At 74.1% G+C, this 16,926-nt stretch carries 14 protein-coding genes; 9 read left to right on the top strand and 5 right to left on the bottom strand.

Features of this window, described 5'->3' with window-relative positions; all coding sequences use genetic code 11:
* Positions 1-35 precede the first annotated feature (35 nt).
* A complete protein-coding gene (locus ACFRQN_RS33600) occupies positions 36-1,118 on the bottom strand; it encodes an esterase family protein (protein WP_241853029.1) in 1,083 nt (360 codons plus the stop codon).
* A gap of 362 nt (positions 1,119-1,480) precedes the next feature.
* Here ACFRQN_RS33600 and ACFRQN_RS33595 point away from each other — a divergent pair, with 362 nt between their 5' ends.
* The 7 genes from ACFRQN_RS33595 (at position 1,481) to ACFRQN_RS33565 (ending at position 9,296) form a co-directional block, all read left to right on the top strand.
* On the top strand, positions 1,481-2,500 hold the full coding sequence (locus ACFRQN_RS33595; RefSeq protein ID WP_049654482.1) for a sugar ABC transporter substrate-binding protein: 1,020 nt from the start codon (positions 1,481-1,483) through the stop codon (positions 2,498-2,500).
* Positions 2,497-3,543 (top strand): ABC transporter permease, encoded by a 1,047-nt coding sequence (locus ACFRQN_RS33590; RefSeq protein WP_380744170.1) that lies wholly within the window; start codon positions 2,497-2,499, stop codon positions 3,541-3,543. The genes ACFRQN_RS33595 and ACFRQN_RS33590 overlap by 4 nt, the downstream gene beginning before the upstream one ends.
* A 38-nt stretch (positions 3,544-3,581) precedes the next feature.
* Entirely contained in the window at positions 3,582-4,499 is a 918-nt protein-coding gene (locus ACFRQN_RS33585) for an ATP-binding cassette domain-containing protein (RefSeq protein WP_380744167.1), read from the top strand.
* Positions 4,496-5,602, top strand: a complete 1,107-nt coding sequence (locus tag ACFRQN_RS33580; RefSeq protein ID WP_049654486.1) for an ROK family glucokinase — start codon at positions 4,496-4,498, stop codon at positions 5,600-5,602. Before ACFRQN_RS33585 ends, ACFRQN_RS33580 begins: the two co-directional genes overlap by 4 nt.
* Before the next feature lie 139 nt (positions 5,603-5,741).
* On the top strand, positions 5,742-7,532 hold the full coding sequence (ggt, locus tag ACFRQN_RS33575) for a gamma-glutamyltransferase (protein ID WP_380744165.1): 1,791 nt from the start codon (positions 5,742-5,744) through the stop codon (positions 7,530-7,532).
* 87 nt (positions 7,533-7,619) lie between these two features.
* Complete coding sequence (locus ACFRQN_RS33570; protein WP_049654497.1) at positions 7,620-8,462, top strand: exodeoxyribonuclease III; 843 nt, start codon at positions 7,620-7,622, stop codon at positions 8,460-8,462.
* Between the two features lie 210 nt (positions 8,463-8,672).
* Positions 8,673-9,296, top strand: a complete 624-nt coding sequence (locus ACFRQN_RS33565) for a hypothetical protein (RefSeq protein ID WP_049654489.1) — start codon at positions 8,673-8,675, stop codon at positions 9,294-9,296.
* A gap of 108 nt (positions 9,297-9,404) precedes the next feature.
* On the opposite strand, the gene ACFRQN_RS33560 is transcribed toward ACFRQN_RS33565, so the two are convergent.
* A complete protein-coding gene (locus ACFRQN_RS33560; protein ID WP_380744163.1) occupies positions 9,405-10,124 on the bottom strand; it encodes a lysoplasmalogenase in 720 nt (239 codons plus the stop codon).
* 225 nt (positions 10,125-10,349) lie between these two features.
* Between ACFRQN_RS33560 and ACFRQN_RS33555 the strand changes: the two genes are divergently transcribed.
* Positions 10,350-12,110 (top strand): DUF2398 family protein, encoded by a 1,761-nt coding sequence (locus tag ACFRQN_RS33555; RefSeq protein ID WP_380744161.1) that lies wholly within the window; start codon positions 10,350-10,352, stop codon positions 12,108-12,110.
* Positions 12,111-12,225: 115 nt separating this feature from the next.
* Here ACFRQN_RS33555 and ACFRQN_RS33550 read toward each other — a convergent pair whose 3' ends face one another.
* From ACFRQN_RS33550 to ACFRQN_RS33540, 3 genes are all read right to left on the bottom strand, one after another.
* Positions 12,226-12,405, bottom strand: a complete 180-nt coding sequence (locus ACFRQN_RS33550; protein WP_380744159.1) for a hypothetical protein — start codon at positions 12,403-12,405, stop codon at positions 12,226-12,228.
* A gap of 120 nt (positions 12,406-12,525) precedes the next feature.
* Entirely contained in the window at positions 12,526-14,157 is a 1,632-nt protein-coding gene (locus ACFRQN_RS33545; protein WP_049659793.1) for a BCCT family transporter, read from the bottom strand.
* A gap of 134 nt (positions 14,158-14,291) precedes the next feature.
* Positions 14,292-14,723 (bottom strand): MerR family transcriptional regulator, encoded by a 432-nt coding sequence (locus tag ACFRQN_RS33540; RefSeq protein ID WP_063780401.1) that lies wholly within the window; start codon positions 14,721-14,723, stop codon positions 14,292-14,294.
* Between the two features lie 718 nt (positions 14,724-15,441).
* Between ACFRQN_RS33540 and ACFRQN_RS33535 the strand changes: the two genes are divergently transcribed.
* Positions 15,442-16,872, top strand: coding sequence for a sulfite oxidase (locus tag ACFRQN_RS33535; protein ID WP_380744157.1), 1,431 nt, complete (start codon positions 15,442-15,444; stop codon positions 16,870-16,872).
* The last annotated feature ends 54 nt before the right edge of the window (positions 16,873-16,926 follow it).

The raw sequence follows: 16,926 nt of genomic DNA, 5'->3' as shown, positions 1-16,926 counted from the left end.
GGCCCTTCCCGTACGGTTCGCTGTCGCCGGCCGGCCTACTGGACCGGGATGACCGAGGTCAGCCACTGGAAGGCGGCCGGGACCATCTTCTTCCACTGCTCGGTGGTGTGCGGGCCGGTGCCCTCCTCGACCTGGACGGTGGTCGGGGCCTTGGCCGCGGCGCGGATCGCCTCGCCGTCCTCGTAGCCGTCGCCCTTGGAGCCGCTGACCAGCAGGGCGACCTTCGGCGGCTGCGGGGCGGTCTTCAGGATGTTGACCGGGTTGTTGGCCTCGCGCAGCTTGGCGTCCTTGCCGACCAGGGAGTCCGGCTCCTGGGCCGGGTCGTTGTAGCCGGACATCGCGATGGCGGCCCGGTACCGGTTGGGGTGGGCCAGCGACAGCTTGGCCGCGCAGTGCGCGCCGGCCGAGTAGCCGGCGATCGCCCAGCGGTCCGCGGACGGGTCCGCGCGGAAGTTGTCCAGCACCATCTGCGGGACGTCGCGGGTGACCCAGGCGTCGGCGTTGATCTTGCCGGGGATGTCGGTGCAGCCGGCGTCCTGGTTGTTCAGCAGCTTCGTGCGGGGCGAGACCAGGATGAACGGGGCGACCTTGCCCTGCTGCATCAGCGGCTTGAGCTGCTCGGAGACCTTGAGGGTGCCGTACCAGGTGGAGGAGGAGCCGGGGTAGCCCGGGATCAGCTCGACCACGGGGAACTTCTTGTCCTTGAACGCCGGGTCGTTGTACTGCGGCGGCAGCCAGACCAGCACCTCGCCGTCGACCCCGGACACCTGGCCCTTGAGCTCGGTCCGCTGCACGTCGTTCGGGACGAGCGGGTCGTTCACGCCGCCGAAGCTCTGCTTGACCTTCTGCGGCTCCTTGGCGGGCTCGGCGCCCTGGCCGCCGGCGGCGGCCGCGGCCGGGTCGACCGGCGCCACCACGGGCACCGCGCGGACGTGGTTGCCGGTGCCGAGCAGGTCGTCCCAGTTGCCGTAGATCAGGTTGGCGTTGTTGACCATCACGAAGACCATCAGGACGGCAGTGACCTGGCAGAACATGATCATGACGATCCGGGTGAGGTAGCGTACCGGCTGCGGGCCGCCGACCTTCCCCCAGAACAGCAACGCCACTGTGATGGACACCGGCACCAGGATGACGGTGAGGAGGAAGAATGGCGTACCTGTCAGTTCCATCGAGTTCTCGTATCCGGGTCGCACGCCGCCCGGGGCCCACTCGCCCGAACGCACGTCAATGGCATCAGACGGCGATGGACCGGTGATCGGTTGCCGTCCGAATCTGTGCGGAACCTGAGAGGAACATCACTTTCTTGTGATGAACCGCCTTCGGATCGGCGCCTAGTCTGCCACCCGAACGGACGTCGTCCGGACCAGATGTTCAGCGAACTACCAGGAAAGGTCCCCCGGGGCACCTTACCTCCCAGGCCGTTCGCGCTGCCGGGCGAGGCGGTGCGATACCGCGCGGCACGGGCAGGGAGACTATGGGGATGAGCATCACCCGCTTTCGCCCGTCCCACCGCCTCTGGCCCGCGTGTGCCGTCCTGGCACTCGCGGTCGCCGTGGCCGGTTGCAGCAGTACTGGAGGCAGACGCGCCGAGGAGGCCCGCGCCAAGGCCGCGGCCACCGGCGGCGGCGCCGTCTCGACTCCGCGCTGGAAGGTCGCCATGGTGACCCACGCCGGAGCCGGCGACGCCTTCTGGGACACTGTGCGCAAGGGCGCCGAGCAGGCCGCCGCCAAGGACAACATCACCTTCCTGTACTCCAACGACGCGCAGACCCAGAACCAGGTCCAGCTCGTCCAGGCCGCCATCGACCAGAAGGTCGACGGCCTGCTGGTCACCCTCGCCAAGGGCGACGCCATGGCGGACGTCCTCGGCAAGGCCAAGGCCGCCGGCATCCCCGTGATCACGATCAACTCCGGCCAGGAGTACTCGCAGAAGTTCGGCGCGCTGACCCACATCGGTCAGGACGAGTCCACCGCCGGCCAGGCGGCCGGTACCGAGCTGGCCTCGCGCGGCCGCAAGAACGTGCTCTGCGTGATCCACGAGCAGGGCAACGTCGGCCAGGAGCAGCGCTGCTCCGGCGCCCAGTCCAAGTCCGGCGGAGCCTTCCAGGTGCTCTACGTCAACGGCGTCGACATGCCCGACGCCCGCGCCGCGATCTCCGCCAAGCTGCAGGCCGACCCGTCCATCGACACCGTGCTGACCCTCTCCGGCCCGATGGCCGCCACCGGCCTCCAGGCCGTCCAGGACGCCCACCGCACCGTCGAGCTGGACACCTTCGACCTGGGCACGCAGGTGGTGTCCGGGCTCAAGTCCGGCAGCGTCGGCTTCGCCGTCGACCAGCAGCCCTACCTCCAGGGCTACACCGGCGTCGACCTGGTCTGGCTGTACAAGTACAACCTGAACATGCTCGGCGGCGGCAAGCCCGTCGAGACCGGTCCGCAGATCCTGACCAAGGACAACGCCGACGCGCTCGCCGAGTACGTCGCGAGGGGGACCAGGTGAGCACCCCCGACCTCCTCGCCCACGACGGCCTGGTCGACGGCCGTCCGGCGGCCCTGCGGCGGCTCCTCGCCCGCCCCGAGCTGGGCTCGCTGATCGCCGCCGTCGCGGTCTTCACGGTCTTCGCCGTCGTCGCCGAACCGTTCCTGCGGGTCTCCTCGCTGGGCACCGTGCTGTACGCGGCCTCCACCATCGGGATCATGGCGGTGCCGGTCTCGCTGCTGATGATCGGCGGCGAGTTCGACCTGTCGGCCGGCGTGCTGGTCACCACCGCCGCGCTGACCTCCTCGATGGTCTCGTACCAGTTCACCGCGGTGACCTGGGTCGGCGTGCTGGTCTCGCTGGCGACCACGCTGGCCATCGGCGGGTTCAACGGCTGGATGCTCGGCCGCACCAGGCTGCCCAGCTTCATCGTCACGCTCGGCACCTTCCTGATGCTGACCGGCGCCAACCTGGGCGTCACCAAGGCGATCTCCGGCACCGTCTCCACCAAGTCGATCTCCGACATGGAGGGCTTCGCCGCCTGCCGCTGGCTGTTCGCCTCCGAGGTGACCGTCGGCGGGCTGACCATCAAGGCCACCGTCTGGTGGTGGCTCGGCCTGCTCGTGGTCGGCAGCTGGGTGCTGCTGCGCACCCGCTTCGGCAACTGGATCTTCGCGGTCGGCGGCGACGCGGACGCGGCCCGCGCGGTCGGCGTGCCGGTCGCCCGGACGAAGACCCTGCTGTACCTGGGTGTCGGCTTCGGCGCCTGGGTGCTCGGCCAGCACCTGCTGTTCTCCTTCGACACCGTGCAGTCCGGCGAGGGCGTCGGCAACGAGCTGATCTACATCGTCGCGGCGGTCATCGGCGGCTGCCTGATCACCGGCGGCTACGGCTCGGTGGTCGGCTCCGCGCTCGGCGCGCTGATCTTCGGCATGGCCAGCAAGGGGATCATCTACGCCCAGTGGAACCCGGACTGGTTCAAGTTCTTCCTCGGCGCGATGCTGCTGCTGGCCGCGCTGCTGAACGCCTACGTCAAGCGCCGGGCCGAGCGGGGGCCGCGATGAACACGGACCTCACGGGGGCCGCGACGAACACGGAAGCGATGGGTACCGAACTGCTCTCCCTCGACGGCGTCGGCAAGAGCTACGGCACCGTCCGGGCGCTCCAGGACGTCTCGCTGACCCTGCGGGCCGGCGAGATCAGCTGCGTGCTCGGCGACAACGGGGCCGGCAAGTCCACCCTGATCAAGATCATCTCCGGGCTGCACCAGCACGACGAGGGCACCGTCACCGTCGGCGGCGAGGCGGTCCGCTTCGACTCCCCGCGCCAGGCCCTGGACCGCGGCATCGCCACCGTCTACCAGGACCTCGCGGTCGTCCCGCTGATGCCGGTCTGGCGCAACTTCTTCCTCGGCTCCGAGCAGGGCATGCGCCGCTGGGGCGGCCTGCGGCTGGACGCCGAGGGGATGCGCGCCACCACCCGCGACGCGCTCGCGCGGATGGGCATCGACCTGTACGACGTCGACCGGCCGATCGGCACCCTCTCCGGCGGGCAGCGCCAGTGCGTGGCGATCGCCCGCGCGGTGCACTTCGGCGCCAAGGTGCTGATCCTGGACGAGCCCACCGCCGCGCTCGGCGTCAAGCAGTCCGGGGTGGTGCTCAAGTACGTCACCGCCGCCCGCGACGCCGGGCTCGGGGTCGTGCTGATCACCCACAACCCGCACCACGCGTACCTGGTCGGCGACCACTTCACCCTGCTCCGGCGGGGCCGGATGGCGGGCAGCCATCCGCGTGCCGAGATCAGCCTCGAACAGCTCACCACCGAGATGGCCGGCGGCTCCGACCTCGCCGAGCTCTCGCACGAGCTGGCCCGACCGTCGCTCTCCGACCCCCGTGGCTCCGACCCCCGTGGCTCCGCCCCCGGCGGCTCCGGCACCGGGCTCCCCGGTGGCGGAGAATCGGCTTCCGGAGAATCCGACCCCCGAGAACCCGACACCCGTGAGGAGCGTCCGCAGCCGTGACCGGCTCCCAAGGCAGCACCCGGCCACCCGTCCTGCCGACCCTGCTCGGCCTCGGCCCGCGCGCCGAGCGCCGCCGCCGCGCCCTGCCCGCCGGGATACTGCGGCTGCCCACGATCGGTGTCGACATCGGCGGCACCAAGGTGGTCGCCGGGGTGGTGGACGGCGAGGGCAAGGTGCTGGAGAAGCTGCGCACGGACACGCCGCACAAGAGCAAGAGCCCCAAGGTGGTCGAGGACGTCATCGTCGAGCTGGTGCTCCAGCTCGCCGACCGGCACGACGTCCACGCCGTGGGCATCGGCGCGGCCGGCTGGGTCGACGCCGACCGCTCCAAGGTGCTGTTCGCCCCGCACCTCAACTGGCGCAACGAGCCGCTCCGGGAGGCGCTCAGCGAGCGGCTGCGGTTCCCGGTGATCGTGGAGAACGACGCCAACGCGGCCGCCTGGGCCGAGTGGCGCTTCGGCGCCGGGCGCGGCGAGGACCACATGGTGATGCTCACCCTGGGCACCGGCATCGGCGGCGCGGTGGTCCGGGACGGCTACGTGGACCGCGGCAAGTACGGCCTGGCGGGCGAGTTCGGGCACATGCAGGTGCTGCCCGGCGGCCACCGCTGCCCGTGCGGCAACCGGGGCTGCTGGGAGCAGTACTCCTCCGGCAACGCCCTGGTGCGCGACGCGCGCGAGCTGGTCGCCGAGGAGTCGCCGGTGGTGCAGCCGCTGCTGGCCCGGGCGGGCGGCACGGTCGAGGGCATCACCGGGCCGCTGGTCACCGAGGCCGCCCAGGAGGGCGACCCGGTCGCGACCGAGCTGCTCTACGAGGTCGGCACCTGGCTCGGCGTCGGCATCGCCAACCTGGCCGCCGCGCTGGACCCGGGCCGCTTCGTGATCGGCGGCGGGGTCTCCGAGGCCGGTGACCTGCTGCTCGGTCCGGCCCGGGACACCTTCCGCCGCACCCTCACCGGGCGCGGTTTCCGCCCGGAGGCCGCCATCGTGCACGCCGCCCTCGGCAACGAGGCCGGCCTGGTCGGCGCGGCCGACCTGGCCCGGCAGGTGGCGCGGCGCTTCCGCACGATCAAGCGGCGGCGGGTGGAGCGCAGCGCGCTGTAGCGGGGTGGGGGCGCCTGCCGGCTGTTCTCCTGGCGCCCCCGCCCGCCCCGCCAACTACCCGTTGGTAGCGGCGCGGTGTGGTTGTCGGATCATCCCTCCTGTGGAACAACTGAGTTGACGCAGACTCAGGAGGATTCGGATGAGGGCTCTGACCCGTCTCGCACCACCACTGCTGCTCGCCACCGCGCTGGTCTGGTCCGGCGTCGGACCGGCCGGCGCCGCGACCCCGCCGACGAAGGTGCCCGAGGCGGTGGGCCGGGGCGGAGCGGTCGCCACCGTCGACGCCGACGCCACCGCCGCCGGCATCGAGGTGCTGCGCAAGGGCGGCAACGCGGTGGACGCGGCCGTCGCCGCCGCCGCGGCCCTCGGGGTCACCGAGCCGTACTCCTCCGGCATCGGCGGCGGCGGGTACTTCGTCTACTACGACCACGCCACCGGCCGGGTGCACACCATCGACGGCCGGGAGACGGCCGGGCGCACCGCCGACAGCGGCCTGTTCCTGGAGGACGGCAAACCGCTGGCCTTCGCCGACGCCGTCACCAGCGGCCTGTCCGTCGGAATCCCCGGCACCCCCGCCACCTGGGACGCCGCACTGCGCAAGTGGGGCACCCGCTCGCTCGCCCAGAACCTCGAACCGGCCGAGCGGATCGCCGACCACGGCTTCGTCGTCGACGACACCTTCCGCGGCCAGACCGCCGACAACTACGCCCGGTTCAAGGACTTCCCGGCCACCGCCGCGCTCTACCTGCCGAACGGCAAGCCCCCCGAGACCGGCAGCGTGCTGCGCAACCCCGACCTCGCCGCCACCTACCGGCTGCTCGCCAAGGACGGCGTCAAGGCCTTCTACCAGGGCGAGTTGGCCAAGGACATCGCCAACACCGTGCAGCACCCGCCGGTCGACCCGGCGTCCGGCCGCACCGCCCGCCCCGGCAGGGTCGACACCACCGACCTCGCCGACTACCGGGTCCGCGACCAGGCGCCCACCCACGTCTCCCACGGCGCCTACGACGTCTACGCGATGGCCCCCTCCAGCTCCGGCGGCACCACCGTCGGCGAGGCGCTCAACATCCTGGAGGACGGCGGCGACGTCTCGACGTACAGCGGCACCCAGTACTACCACCACTTCCTGGAGGCCTCCCGGATCTCCTTCGCCGACCGCAACCGCTGGGTCGGCGACCCGGCCTTCACCGACGTCCCCACCAGGGAACTGCTCTCCGAGCGCTACGCCGCCTCCCGGGCCTGCCTGATCAGCCCGGACCACGCGCTGACCAGCCCGCTCGCCCCCGGCGACCCGCGCCACCCGGCCCCCTGCGCCGACACCGGCCAGGCCGTCCCCGAGCCGTACGAGGGCCCCAACACCACCCACCTGACGGTCGCCGACCGCTGGGGCAACATCGTCTCCTACACGCTCACCATCGAGCAGACCGGCGGCAGCGGCATCACCGTCCCCGGCCGGGGCTTCCTGCTCAACAACGAGCTGACCGACTTCGACTTCACCCCGCTCGCCCCGGGCGTCCCCGACCCCAACCTGCCGGGCCCGGGCAAGCGGCCGCGCTCCTCGATGTCCCCGACGGTCGTGCTGCGCGACGGCGAGCCGCTGCTGGCCACCGGCAGCCCCGGCGGCGCGACCATCATCACCACCACCCTCCAGGTGCTGCTCGGGCGGCTCGACCGGGGCCTGAGCCTGGATCAGGCCATCGCCGCCCCGCGCGCCAGCCAGCGCAACAGCGCCACCACCCAGGCCGAGCCCGCCTTCCTGGCGCTGCCCGAGCGGGCCGCGCTGGAGGGCCTCGGACACAGTTTCGTCAACGGCGGCGAGATCGGTGCCGCCACCGGCGTGGAACGGCTGCCGGACGGCCGCTGGGTGGCCGCCGCCGAGCCGGTGCGGCGCGGCGGCGGCTCGGCCGCGGTGGTCCGGCCCGCGGGCTGACCGGGCCGGCCTGTTGGTGCCGGGCGGTATGTTCGGGGTGGGCCTCCCGCACGAGGGGCGGCCCACCCCGTCCGTATGCCCGACTGCATGTCCGTCCGCACCGAACCACCGGGAAGGCCGCCCGCCGTGACCGTCCGCATCGCCACCTGGAACATCAACTCCGTCACCGCGCGGCTGCCCAAGCTCCTGGAGTGGCTGGAGAGCGCCAAGCCCGACGTGCTCTGCCTCCAGGAGCTCAAGTGCGCGGCCGACGCCTTCCCGTACGAGGCGGTCCGCGAGCTCGGCTACGAGACGGCCGCGCACGGCAACGGCCGCTGGAACGGCGTCGCGATCGTCTCCCGGATCGGCCTGGACGACGTCGTGCGCGGCCTCCCCGACCAGCCCGGCTACTTCGCCGACGGCGCCCTGCTGCCCGAGGTCGAGCCGCGCGCCATCGCCGCCACCTGCGGCCCGGTCCGGGTCTGGTCGGTCTACGTGCCGAACGGCCGCGAGGTCGGCCACGCGCACTACCAGTACAAGCTGGAGTGGCTGGAGGCGCTGCGCAAGGCCGCCACCGAGGACGCCGCCGGCCCCCGCCCGTTCGCCGTCCTCGGGGACTTCAACATCGCCCCGACCGACGACGACGTCTTCGACGCCGCCGCCTTCGAGGGCCTCACCCACGTCACCCCGGTCGAGCGCGCCGCACTGGCGGCCCTCGACGGGATCGGCCTCCAGGACGTGCTGCCCCGCCCGCTCAAGTACGACCACCCGTACACCTACTGGGACTACCGCCAGCTGGCCTTCCCCAAGAACCGGGGCATGCGGATCGACCTCACCTACGCCAACAAGCCCTTCGTCGAGGCCGTCACCGACAGCTACGTGGACCGCGAGGCCCGCAAGGGCAAGGGCACCTCGGACCACGCGCCGGTCGTGGTGGACCTCGACCTCTGAGCCGCACCGCGTGAGCGCCACTCCGGGTGAGCGCCACGGCTGAGCCCCGCCGCGGGCGTCACGACGGGTCACGGGTCGTAACCCGAACGGTCGTGAGCGCTGGCCGAGCGTGGGGCGCGTCCCTACCGTCGGTGAATGACCGGGTGCAGTTGCTCGACCACGTGGACATGGGAGTCCCCGGCTGTGCCCGAGAATCCCGGAGGTTCCGGTATGCGCCCCATGCGTACGGCCGCCGCCGCCCTGATCGGCGCGACGGCGCTGACCGGCCTGACGGCCCCCCTCGCATCCGCCAGGGACGGTTCCGCGTCGGTCAGCCCGTCCCAGGCCGCACCGGGCCAGACCGTGACGGTCACGGTCTCCTGCGAGAAGTCGGACAAGCCCGACGCCAAGACCATCACCGCCCGCTCCGCCGCCTTCGAGGGCGGCCCGGCGACCCTCACCCTGGGCCCCGACGGCAAGCACAGCGGCTCCGCCCGGCTGGCCGGCCAGCACGCCGGGGACAGCAAGGTCGACGGCACCTGCCCGGACGGCGGGGCCTTCGCCACCAGCGTCACGGTCACCACCGTGGCCGTGCCCGACAGGGGCGGTGACAAGGGCGGCGACAAGAACCCCCAGAAGAACCCGGGTCTCGGCGAGTGGGGCGAGGCCGCGGGGGAGTGGGCCGGTTCGCTCGGGCAGTCCGGCGCCGGCAACCAGCAGGTCGCCCCGCACGGCGCCGTGCAGACCGGCCTCGGCGGTTCGGTCGCGGCGAACCCGGGGGAGCTGGCCGGCGGCCTCGCGCTGGTCGCGGGCGGTGTCGGCGGCTTCTGGCTGCTGCGGAGGCGCGGTGCCTGAAGGCCTCGCGCCCCACTGCGCCCCTGCGCCGCGCCGCTGGATCCCGACGGGATCGGCGGCGCGGCGGCGTGTCGGGACGGCGTGCCGGTTCTCCGGAGCGCCGGTGCGTCAGGCGGTCCGCGGTTCGGCGTCCTCGCGGTGCAGCCGGTCCTGGTGGCGGAGGGTACCGTCGGCCAGTAGGTACTGGGCCAGCACATAGGTCGCCATGATCCAGAACTGATGGCCCGGCAGCTCCCGCCACTTCGCCAGCTGGGTGGCGATCAGCGTGTCGGAGAGCAGGAACAGCGCCCCGCCCAGCCCGGTCCGCCAGCCCAGCCCGGCCGAGGTGACGGCCGTCGACGCGAGCAGCAGGCTGTAGCCGGCCACCGGGACGCGCAGGTCCCCGAGGTCCGGCCAGAGCTGCCCGACCAGGGCCACCCAGGCCGTCGCGTACGCGGCCGCGACCACCAGGGCCCGGCGGTGGTCGGTGAGCGCGCCGCGCTGGACGAACATCGTCACGTAGCAGACGTGCGCCGCCGCGAACGAGCCCATGCCCGCGAGGAACGCGGGGTCGTTCTTCAGCTGGAGCAGCACGTCGCCGCCCGCGCTCAGCAGCAGCGCCGGTGCCAGCAGCTTCGGCGCCTCCCGCCCGGCCTTCGCGGCCGCCGCCACGCTGTGCGCGGCCAGCAGCGGCATCAGGGCCGGCTTGGTGGCGTTCTGGAGCACCGAGGCGCCGGAGGCGATCGCGCCCAGGTGCGCCGCCGAGGTGGCCGCGAAGCCGCCCAGCAGGCCGGTGGCCGAGCGCAGGCGCGCCCCGAGGCCGACGCGGGTGGTGGTACGGAGGGTCATGCGTGCGCCTCTCGGTGATCCGCTGCTTCGGACCGACCCTAGAGGAGCCGGACCGGCGGTGGAAGGGTCGGTTACCGGTGCGTAACCCGGGCGGGGTGCGGCGGATGACGGGGCGGCCGGTGAGCGGAGCGCGGGCGGCCGCTTCGAGGGCTCTTGCGGAGAGTTCCTCAGGAGGGCGGTTGCTGCGGTCGGGTGGCCCGGGCACCGTCTAGTCTGGACCCCGACATGGATCAGCAGGACTACGCGGTCGGCGCCACCCGGGTGGCCGCCGGCAGGCCGGACGGACGCACGGGCGGGGCAGGGCGGGGAACCGCCGCCGCCGTCCTCGCCGTACGCGAAGCCGGTCCCGAGGCTGGTCCCGACGCCGGTGGTGCCTCCGGGGCCGACGCGGGCCGCTCCTCCGGTCCCGCTGACAGGGCGCCGGGGGCGGCCATGGGGAGCGGTGCTGACGGCCCGCAGGCGTCGGCCGCTCCGGCCGTCGACACGACGCTCTCGCCCGATCCGGGGCTGCTGCGCCTGGCCCACTGGTTCGCCGCCGCCACCCCCGGCACCGCCGACGACCTCTGCACCGCCTCCTTCGGCCTCTACCCCGCCCGCCACCTCGGCACCGCCGCCGAGCCCGCCGCCGATCCCGGCGTCAGCTGGTGGCACGGCCCCACCGCGCACTTGGCCACGCCCGTACGCCCCCGCGAGGACCGCACCGAGGGCGGGCTGCGCCGCGCCCGGCGCGACGACGCCGCCCTGCCCGTCGTCCGGTCGGGGGCCAAGACGGGCCGGCCGGGCCGGCACCGCAGGCCCGAACGCACGCGGGTGGCACCGCCCGCTGTCGTGGCGCAGGATCGTTCCGGCGAGGAGCTCCCGGCGGCCGAACGCCGGATCGCCGCCCGGCTGTTGCTCGCGCACCCGCTGGTCACCGCCTCCGGCCCGCACGCCGACGGCTTCCCGCTGATCCGCCGTCACCGCGACTGGCTCGCCGAGCGCTTCGACACCCTGCTCGGCTACCGCCTCGTGGTCGGCCCCTGGCACGCCCGGCTCTGCAAGGCCGGCCTGGGCCCCGGCGCCGCGCGCCGCCTCGAACACCCCGCCACCGGCACTCCGTTCACCCCGGCCGGGTACGCCCAACTCGCCCTCGCGCTCGCGCTGTTGGTCGACGCCCCGGAGGAGCTCGGCTACCGGCGGCTGCTCGACGCGATGAACGCCGCCGCCCCCGAACTCACCGCCGAACCGGCCGACCTCGCCATGGCGCTGGCCGCGCTGGCCGGCTGGCAGGTGCTCGGCGAGCTGCCGGCCGAGGGCCCGGCCGACGACTCCTTCGTGCTGACCGTGGACCGCGAACTCGCCCGGGCCGTCCCGGCCGGCCCGCCCGCCCTCGCCGACGACGCCGCCGACCTGATCCGCCGCGCCGCCGAGGCCGAGCCCGCCACCGCCGTCCGCCGCCTGCTCGCCGAGACGCCCGCCGTCCTGGCCGCCGACCTCCCCGAGGATCACCGCGCCTGGCTGGACGAGCACCGGCTGAGCGGACCGGCGGCGCTCGCCGAGTTCCTCGGACTGGAGGCCGAACTGCGGGCCGAGGGCGTCGCGCTGCTCGACCCGGCCGCCGAACTCACCGACCTCGCCCTCCCCGGCGGGGGCACCCTCACCCAGGCCGCCCTGCTGCTGGTCGAGCGCCTGGTCGAGGAGGTCCGCCCGCTGCCCGACGAGCCGGTGGCCGGCGACGTCCCGATCCCGGACGCGCTGATAGACGGCGTCCTCGGCGACATCGCGGACGAGTTCGGCCTCCCCGCCCGCTACCTCGCCGACCGCACCGCCCTGCGGCGGGACGCCCTCGACGTGCTCCACCGCCTCGCCCTGATCACCCCCACCCCCCACCCCACCCGCCCCCCGGCCTGGCGCCTGCGCCCCCCGGCCGCGCGCTACGCCCCGGCCCCCGACCTCCACCCCATCCCCGGCACCGGCCGCCACTCCCGCCCCGGACAGCCGGCGTAGCGGACCGCCGCCGTGGCGGCGGCGCCCACCGCGCCGCCCCGGCTCCGCCGCCGGTGAGCGGAAAGCAAGAAGCACCGGGCCCGGAACGGGACCGCGGTGCTGGGTGGAGCAGGGGCTACTTGCTGGCGGAGGCGCTCGCGAGGGGGCCGTGTTCGACGGTCTCCACGGTGGCGCCGACGCCCAGGGCGCCGAGGGCGATGGAGGTGAGTACGGCGGTGACGGCGAGCAGCCGGCGGTGCCGTTGGGGCAGGGGGAAGCGCGGTTCCTGGTAGGGCGCCTGAGGGCTGGCGTTCATGACAGGGAGGTTTCCAGGGCGGCGTGAACGGTCGGTACGTGCGGGTGAAGTCCGGACGGGGGTTGGGCGTCGGTTGGCCGCGTACGCCCCACCCGTCACCGGGCGGGGCGTACGCGCAGGTCAGCGGCGTGTGCCCGACTCGCCGACGACCTCCCGGACGGCGTCCCGCAGGCCGTGCGGAGGGTGGAAGCGGGCGGGGGCGGCGGCCGGGTCCTCGCGGAGCTCCTTCACCAGCGAGACGCACAGCAGCAGCATCACGACCACGAACGGCAGCGCGACCAGGATCGTCGCGTTCTGGAGCGCGGTGAGCCCGCCGGCCAGCAGCAGGGCCGCCGCGACCCCGCCCATCAGCACGCCCCAGACCACCACCAGCCAGGTGCGCGGGTGCAGCGAGCCCCGGCTGGAGAGCGAGCCCAGCACCAGCGAGGCCGAGTCGGCGCTGGTGATGAAGAAGGTCATCACCAGCAGCACCGCGACCACGCTGGTCACCGAGCCGAGCGGCAGCGCGCGCAGCATCTCGAACAGCGAGGCCTCCGGGCCCTGCGGGATGGTCGCGACCAGGTCGGCCGCGCCGGTGGTGGACAGCCGGATCGCGGTGCCGCCCATCACGCAGAACCAGATGACCGTGGCCCCGCTGGGCACCAGCAGCACGCCGAGCAGGAACTGCCGGATGGTGCGGCCGCGCGAGATCCGTGCGATGAAGGTGCCGACGAAGGGCGCCCAGGAGAGCCACCAGGCCCAGTAGAAGATCGTCCAGGAGCCGAGCCAGCTCTCGTCGGTGAAGGCGCCGGTCTGGGTGGACATCCCGAGCAGGTCGGAGAGGTAGCCGCCGACCGAGGAGGGGATCGCGTCCAGGGCGAAGACCGTCGGGCCGACCACGAAGACGAAGACCATGATCAGCGAGGCCAGCACGACGTTCGCCGTGGAGAGCCACTTCACGCCCTTGTGCACCCCGGAGAACGCGGAGACCACGAACGCGGCGGTCAGCGAGCCGATGATGATCAGCTGGGCGTTCTGGGTGTTGCGGACGGAGGTGATGTAGCCGAGCCCGTCGGCGACCTGGAGCGCGCCGAGGCCGAGGCTGGTCGCGGAGCCGAAGACGGTGGCGAACACGGCCAGCAGGTCGATCGTCCGCCCGGCCCAGCCGTCCGCGCCGCGCTGGCCAATCAGCGGGACGAAGGCGGCGGAGACTCGGTTGCCCCGGCCCTTGCGGAAGGTGGTGTAGGCGAGGGCCAGGCCGCCGACCGCGTAGATCGCCCACGGGTGCAGGGTCCAGTGGAAGAGCGAGAACTCCAGGGCCTGCTGGGCGGCGGCCGCGCTCTGCGGCTCCAGGCCGGAGCCCGGCTGCGGGGTGGCGAAGAGCTGGAGCGGCTCGCCGACGCCGTAGAACATCAGGCCGATGCCCATCCCGGCGCTGAACATCATGGCGATCCAGGCGAGGGTGGAGAACTCGGGCTCGTCGTCGTCGCGGCCGAGCCGGATCCGGCCGAAGCGGCTGAACGCGAGCAGCACGCTGAGCGCCAGGAAGACGTCGGCGGCCACCACGAACAGCCAGCCGAAGTTGTGCAGCACCCAGCCGAGCGCGGTGTCGGAGGTGCGGCCGAGCGAGTCCTCGGCGAAGACGCCCCAGGCGACCACCGCCAGGACCAGGACGGCGCCGATGCCGAACACCGCCCGGTCGGCCGGAAGGGTCGCGGCGGGTTCGTCGGGCTCCTCCACGGGCTGGTCGGACTGGGGCGGCTGGCTGCTCATCGGATGGACCCCTCGACATACTCGGCGTGCGTCGGCACGCTCGGATTCAAGCTGTATGTCGCACTATGTCCAGTCCGCTCCGTGAGCGGAGGGACGGCGCGCCGGGGAAGCGCGGGGTCGGGACCTACGTCCCGTCAGGCCGCCTGCTCCTCGCCGTAGTCGTGCCCGTCGTCGTGCCGGTGCCCGGGCCCGTGCTGCCGTCCGTGGTCGGGCCCGGAGTCGCGCGCGGTGGCGAGGTAGTGGGAGAGCGCCCGGCGGCTGCGGCTGAGGTCCTCGATCCGGGAGTCCAGGTCGGCGAGTTCGCCGCGCAGGATGGCGAGCAGCTCCGGGCAGGCCTCCAGGACGGGGACCGGACCGGTGGCGCAGGGCAGCAGCTCGGCGATCACCCGGGTACTCAGACCGGCCGCGAGCAGGCTGCGGACCTGCCACACCCGGACGGTGTCCTCCTCGCCGTACTCGCGGTAGCCGGCCGCCGTGCGGTCCGGCCGGAGCAGGCCCTGTTCCTCGTAGTAGCGGAGCAGGCGGGTGGACACCCCGGTCAGGCGGGCGAGTTCTCCGATGCGCATGACCGGGCGAACGCCGCCGCCTGCCGGGGTGTTCCCCCGGGAGGCTCGGCTCCTGAGGAACTCCGGCAGTACGTCGCGCAGTTCGGGCGGCGCCCCGGCCACCGGCAGGCGCCCGCTGGGGAGTTCGGCCAGGCGTGTGCCGGGGATCAGCCCGGCCGGCGACCAGGGCGGGGACGGCTGTCGCGGCCGGTTCGGCGCGGACGTCGGTCCGGGCGGCGGGCCGGAACCGCTGCCGGAAGCCGTCCGGTACCAGGGACTTGGGATGTTCCCTCAGCGGGGCGAGCTCGTCCGGCTGGTCGGCCAGGTCGCTGAACAGCTCGGAGAGCGTCCGCAACCGGGCCGGCCCCGGCCACGCCGGCGAGCAGCAGCGGCGAGCGGACCCGCCCGGGGCGGCGGGTGGCGATCCGGACGGCGACGGCGGCGCCGAGCGGGTATCCGGCCAGATCGAAGGTGTCCGGGCGCCGGCCCCGGCCCCGTGGGCGAGCGGCGGTTCCGGGCCGGGACCCCGGACGATCCGGGCGGGCGGGGTGGCTGACATGGGGTGCTCCGCTGCGGGGCGGGGTTTCGCCGACACAATGGGAACGGTAGGAGTCCACACCGGTGAGTAGGTCAGACCGGGGAGCGGAAGCCCGTCCAGGACGGCCCGCGGGCCCCGGCGGCGGCCGCGGTCGCGCGCGGCGCCGAAACCGACCACGCTGAAACGGAAGGAACGCCGTTCATGGACGACGAGGTCCGCACCCCGAACGAAGCAGTCCCGACACCGGCCGATCCGACGCCCGCCGACCGGAGGCAGACCGACCGGAGGCAGACCGATCGGAGCCGGGCCGACCGGAGGCGGGCCGAGCCGACGCGGGCCGCCCGGGACGGCGCGCGTGCCGACGGCGTGGACCGCCGGACGCTGCTGCGGGCGGCCTCCGCCGCCGGGGCGCTCGCCGCGCCGGTCCCGGCCGCGCCGCTGGTCACCGCGGGCCGGGCGGCCGCCGAGGAGGTGTCCGGGCCGGCGCCCGGGGCGGTGTCCGGCGGCTCGTCCGGGCCCGTGCCCGGGATCGTCAAACCGCTGCCCGCCGAGTGGTTCGTGCCGCACGGCACCAACGCGGAGACGCGCTGGGACACCTTCCGCGGCGCCGACGGCGGCGCCGCCATCGGACGCCACGTGCCGGTGGAGCGGTTCTTCGTCCGCAACCACACCAGCACCCCGCTGATCGACCCGGACACCTGGAGCCTCAGGCTCTTCGGCAGCGGCCTGCGCGGCGCCCCGACGGCCGGGCGCCCGGTCGAGTTCGGCCTGGACGACCTGCGGGAGCTGCCGTCCACCCGGATCAGCGTGCTGATCGAGTGCGCCGGCAACGGCCGCAGCTACTACTCCGGCCAGCAGGGCCAGCCCGTCCCGGGCACGCCGTGGACGCTCGGCGGCGTCGGGTCGGCGAGCTGGCGGGGCGTCCGGCTGGCCGAGGTGCTGCGGGCCGCCGGGCTGACCGGGGCGGCGGTGGACGTGCTGCCCACCGGCCTGGACCCGGACTTCGTCGCGGGCGGCACCAACTACGGCCCGGTGCGCCGCCCGCTGCCGATCGCCAAGGCGCTGGACGACGTGCTGCTCGCGTACGAGATGAACGGCGAGCCGCTGACCCCGGACCACGGCGCCCCGGCCCGGCTGGTGGTGCCCGGCTGGGTGGGCATCGCCTCGATCAAGTGGGTGGGCAGCGTGGAGGTCGCCGACCACCCGCTGTACTCGCCGTGGAACACCGACTTCTACCGGATGTTCGGCCCGGACTACCCGCCCGGCGGGGGCGACCCGCTCACCGTCCAGGTGGTCAAGAGCGCCTTCGAGCTGGCCGCGGGAGCGCGGCTGGCGGCGGACCGCGAGCACCGGCTGCACGGGCGCTCGTGGTCCGGCGTGGCGGCGGTGCGCCGGGTCGAGGTCAGCACGGACGGCGGCCGGACCTGGCGGCGCGCCGAGCTGCGCGACGAGCCGCGGGCCGACGGCTGGACGCGCTGGAGCTTCGACTGGCGCCCCGGGCGGCCCGGCCCGTACGAGCTGCGCGCCCGCGCGACGGACCGCCGGGGGAACACCCAGCCCGAGCGGGCGCTGTTCAACCGGGAGGGCTACCTGTTCGGTGCCGTGGTGGCCCACCCGGTGACGGTGGTCTGAGCCGAGCGCCGGTCCGAGCCGCGCCACGGGCCCCGCCGCCGGGGCTCGTAGCGC

The sequence above is a fragment of the Kitasatospora sp. NPDC056800 genome, from assembly GCF_042789775.1.
GTDB lineage: Bacteria > Actinomycetota > Actinomycetes > Streptomycetales > Streptomycetaceae > Kitasatospora.
Note: the sequence above shows the minus strand (reverse complement) of the source record. Positions and strands in the feature narration are given on the sequence as shown.

Bases quoted from the DNA above. Each gene is read 5' to 3' on its own strand.
- ACFRQN_RS33595 (WP_049654482.1), top strand. From the start codon at position 1,481: ATGAGCATCACCCGCTTTCGCCCGTCCCACCGCCTCTGGCCCGCGTGT.
- ACFRQN_RS33585 (WP_380744167.1), top strand. From the start codon at position 3,582: ATGGGTACCGAACTGCTCTCCCTCGACGGCGTCGGCAAGAGCTACGGC.
- ggt (WP_380744165.1), top strand. From the start codon at position 5,742: ATGAGGGCTCTGACCCGTCTCGCACCACCACTGCTGCTCGCCACCGCG.
- ACFRQN_RS33570 (WP_049654497.1), top strand. From the start codon at position 7,620: ATGTCCGTCCGCACCGAACCACCGGGAAGGCCGCCCGCCGTGACCGTC.
- ACFRQN_RS33565 (WP_049654489.1), top strand. From the start codon at position 8,673: ATGCGCCCCATGCGTACGGCCGCCGCCGCCCTGATCGGCGCGACGGCG.
- ACFRQN_RS33560 (WP_380744163.1), bottom strand. From the start codon at position 10,124: ATGACCCTCCGTACCACCACCCGCGTCGGCCTCGGGGCGCGCCTGCGC.
- ACFRQN_RS33555 (WP_380744161.1), top strand. From the start codon at position 10,350: ATGGATCAGCAGGACTACGCGGTCGGCGCCACCCGGGTGGCCGCCGGC.
- ACFRQN_RS33550 (WP_380744159.1), bottom strand. From the start codon at position 12,405: ATGAACGCCAGCCCTCAGGCGCCCTACCAGGAACCGCGCTTCCCCCTG.
- ACFRQN_RS33545 (WP_049659793.1), bottom strand. From the start codon at position 14,157: ATGAGCAGCCAGCCGCCCCAGTCCGACCAGCCCGTGGAGGAGCCCGAC.
- ACFRQN_RS33540 (WP_063780401.1), bottom strand. From the start codon at position 14,723: ATGCGCATCGGAGAACTCGCCCGCCTGACCGGGGTGTCCACCCGCCTG.
- ACFRQN_RS33535 (WP_380744157.1), top strand. From the start codon at position 15,442: ATGGACGACGAGGTCCGCACCCCGAACGAAGCAGTCCCGACACCGGCC.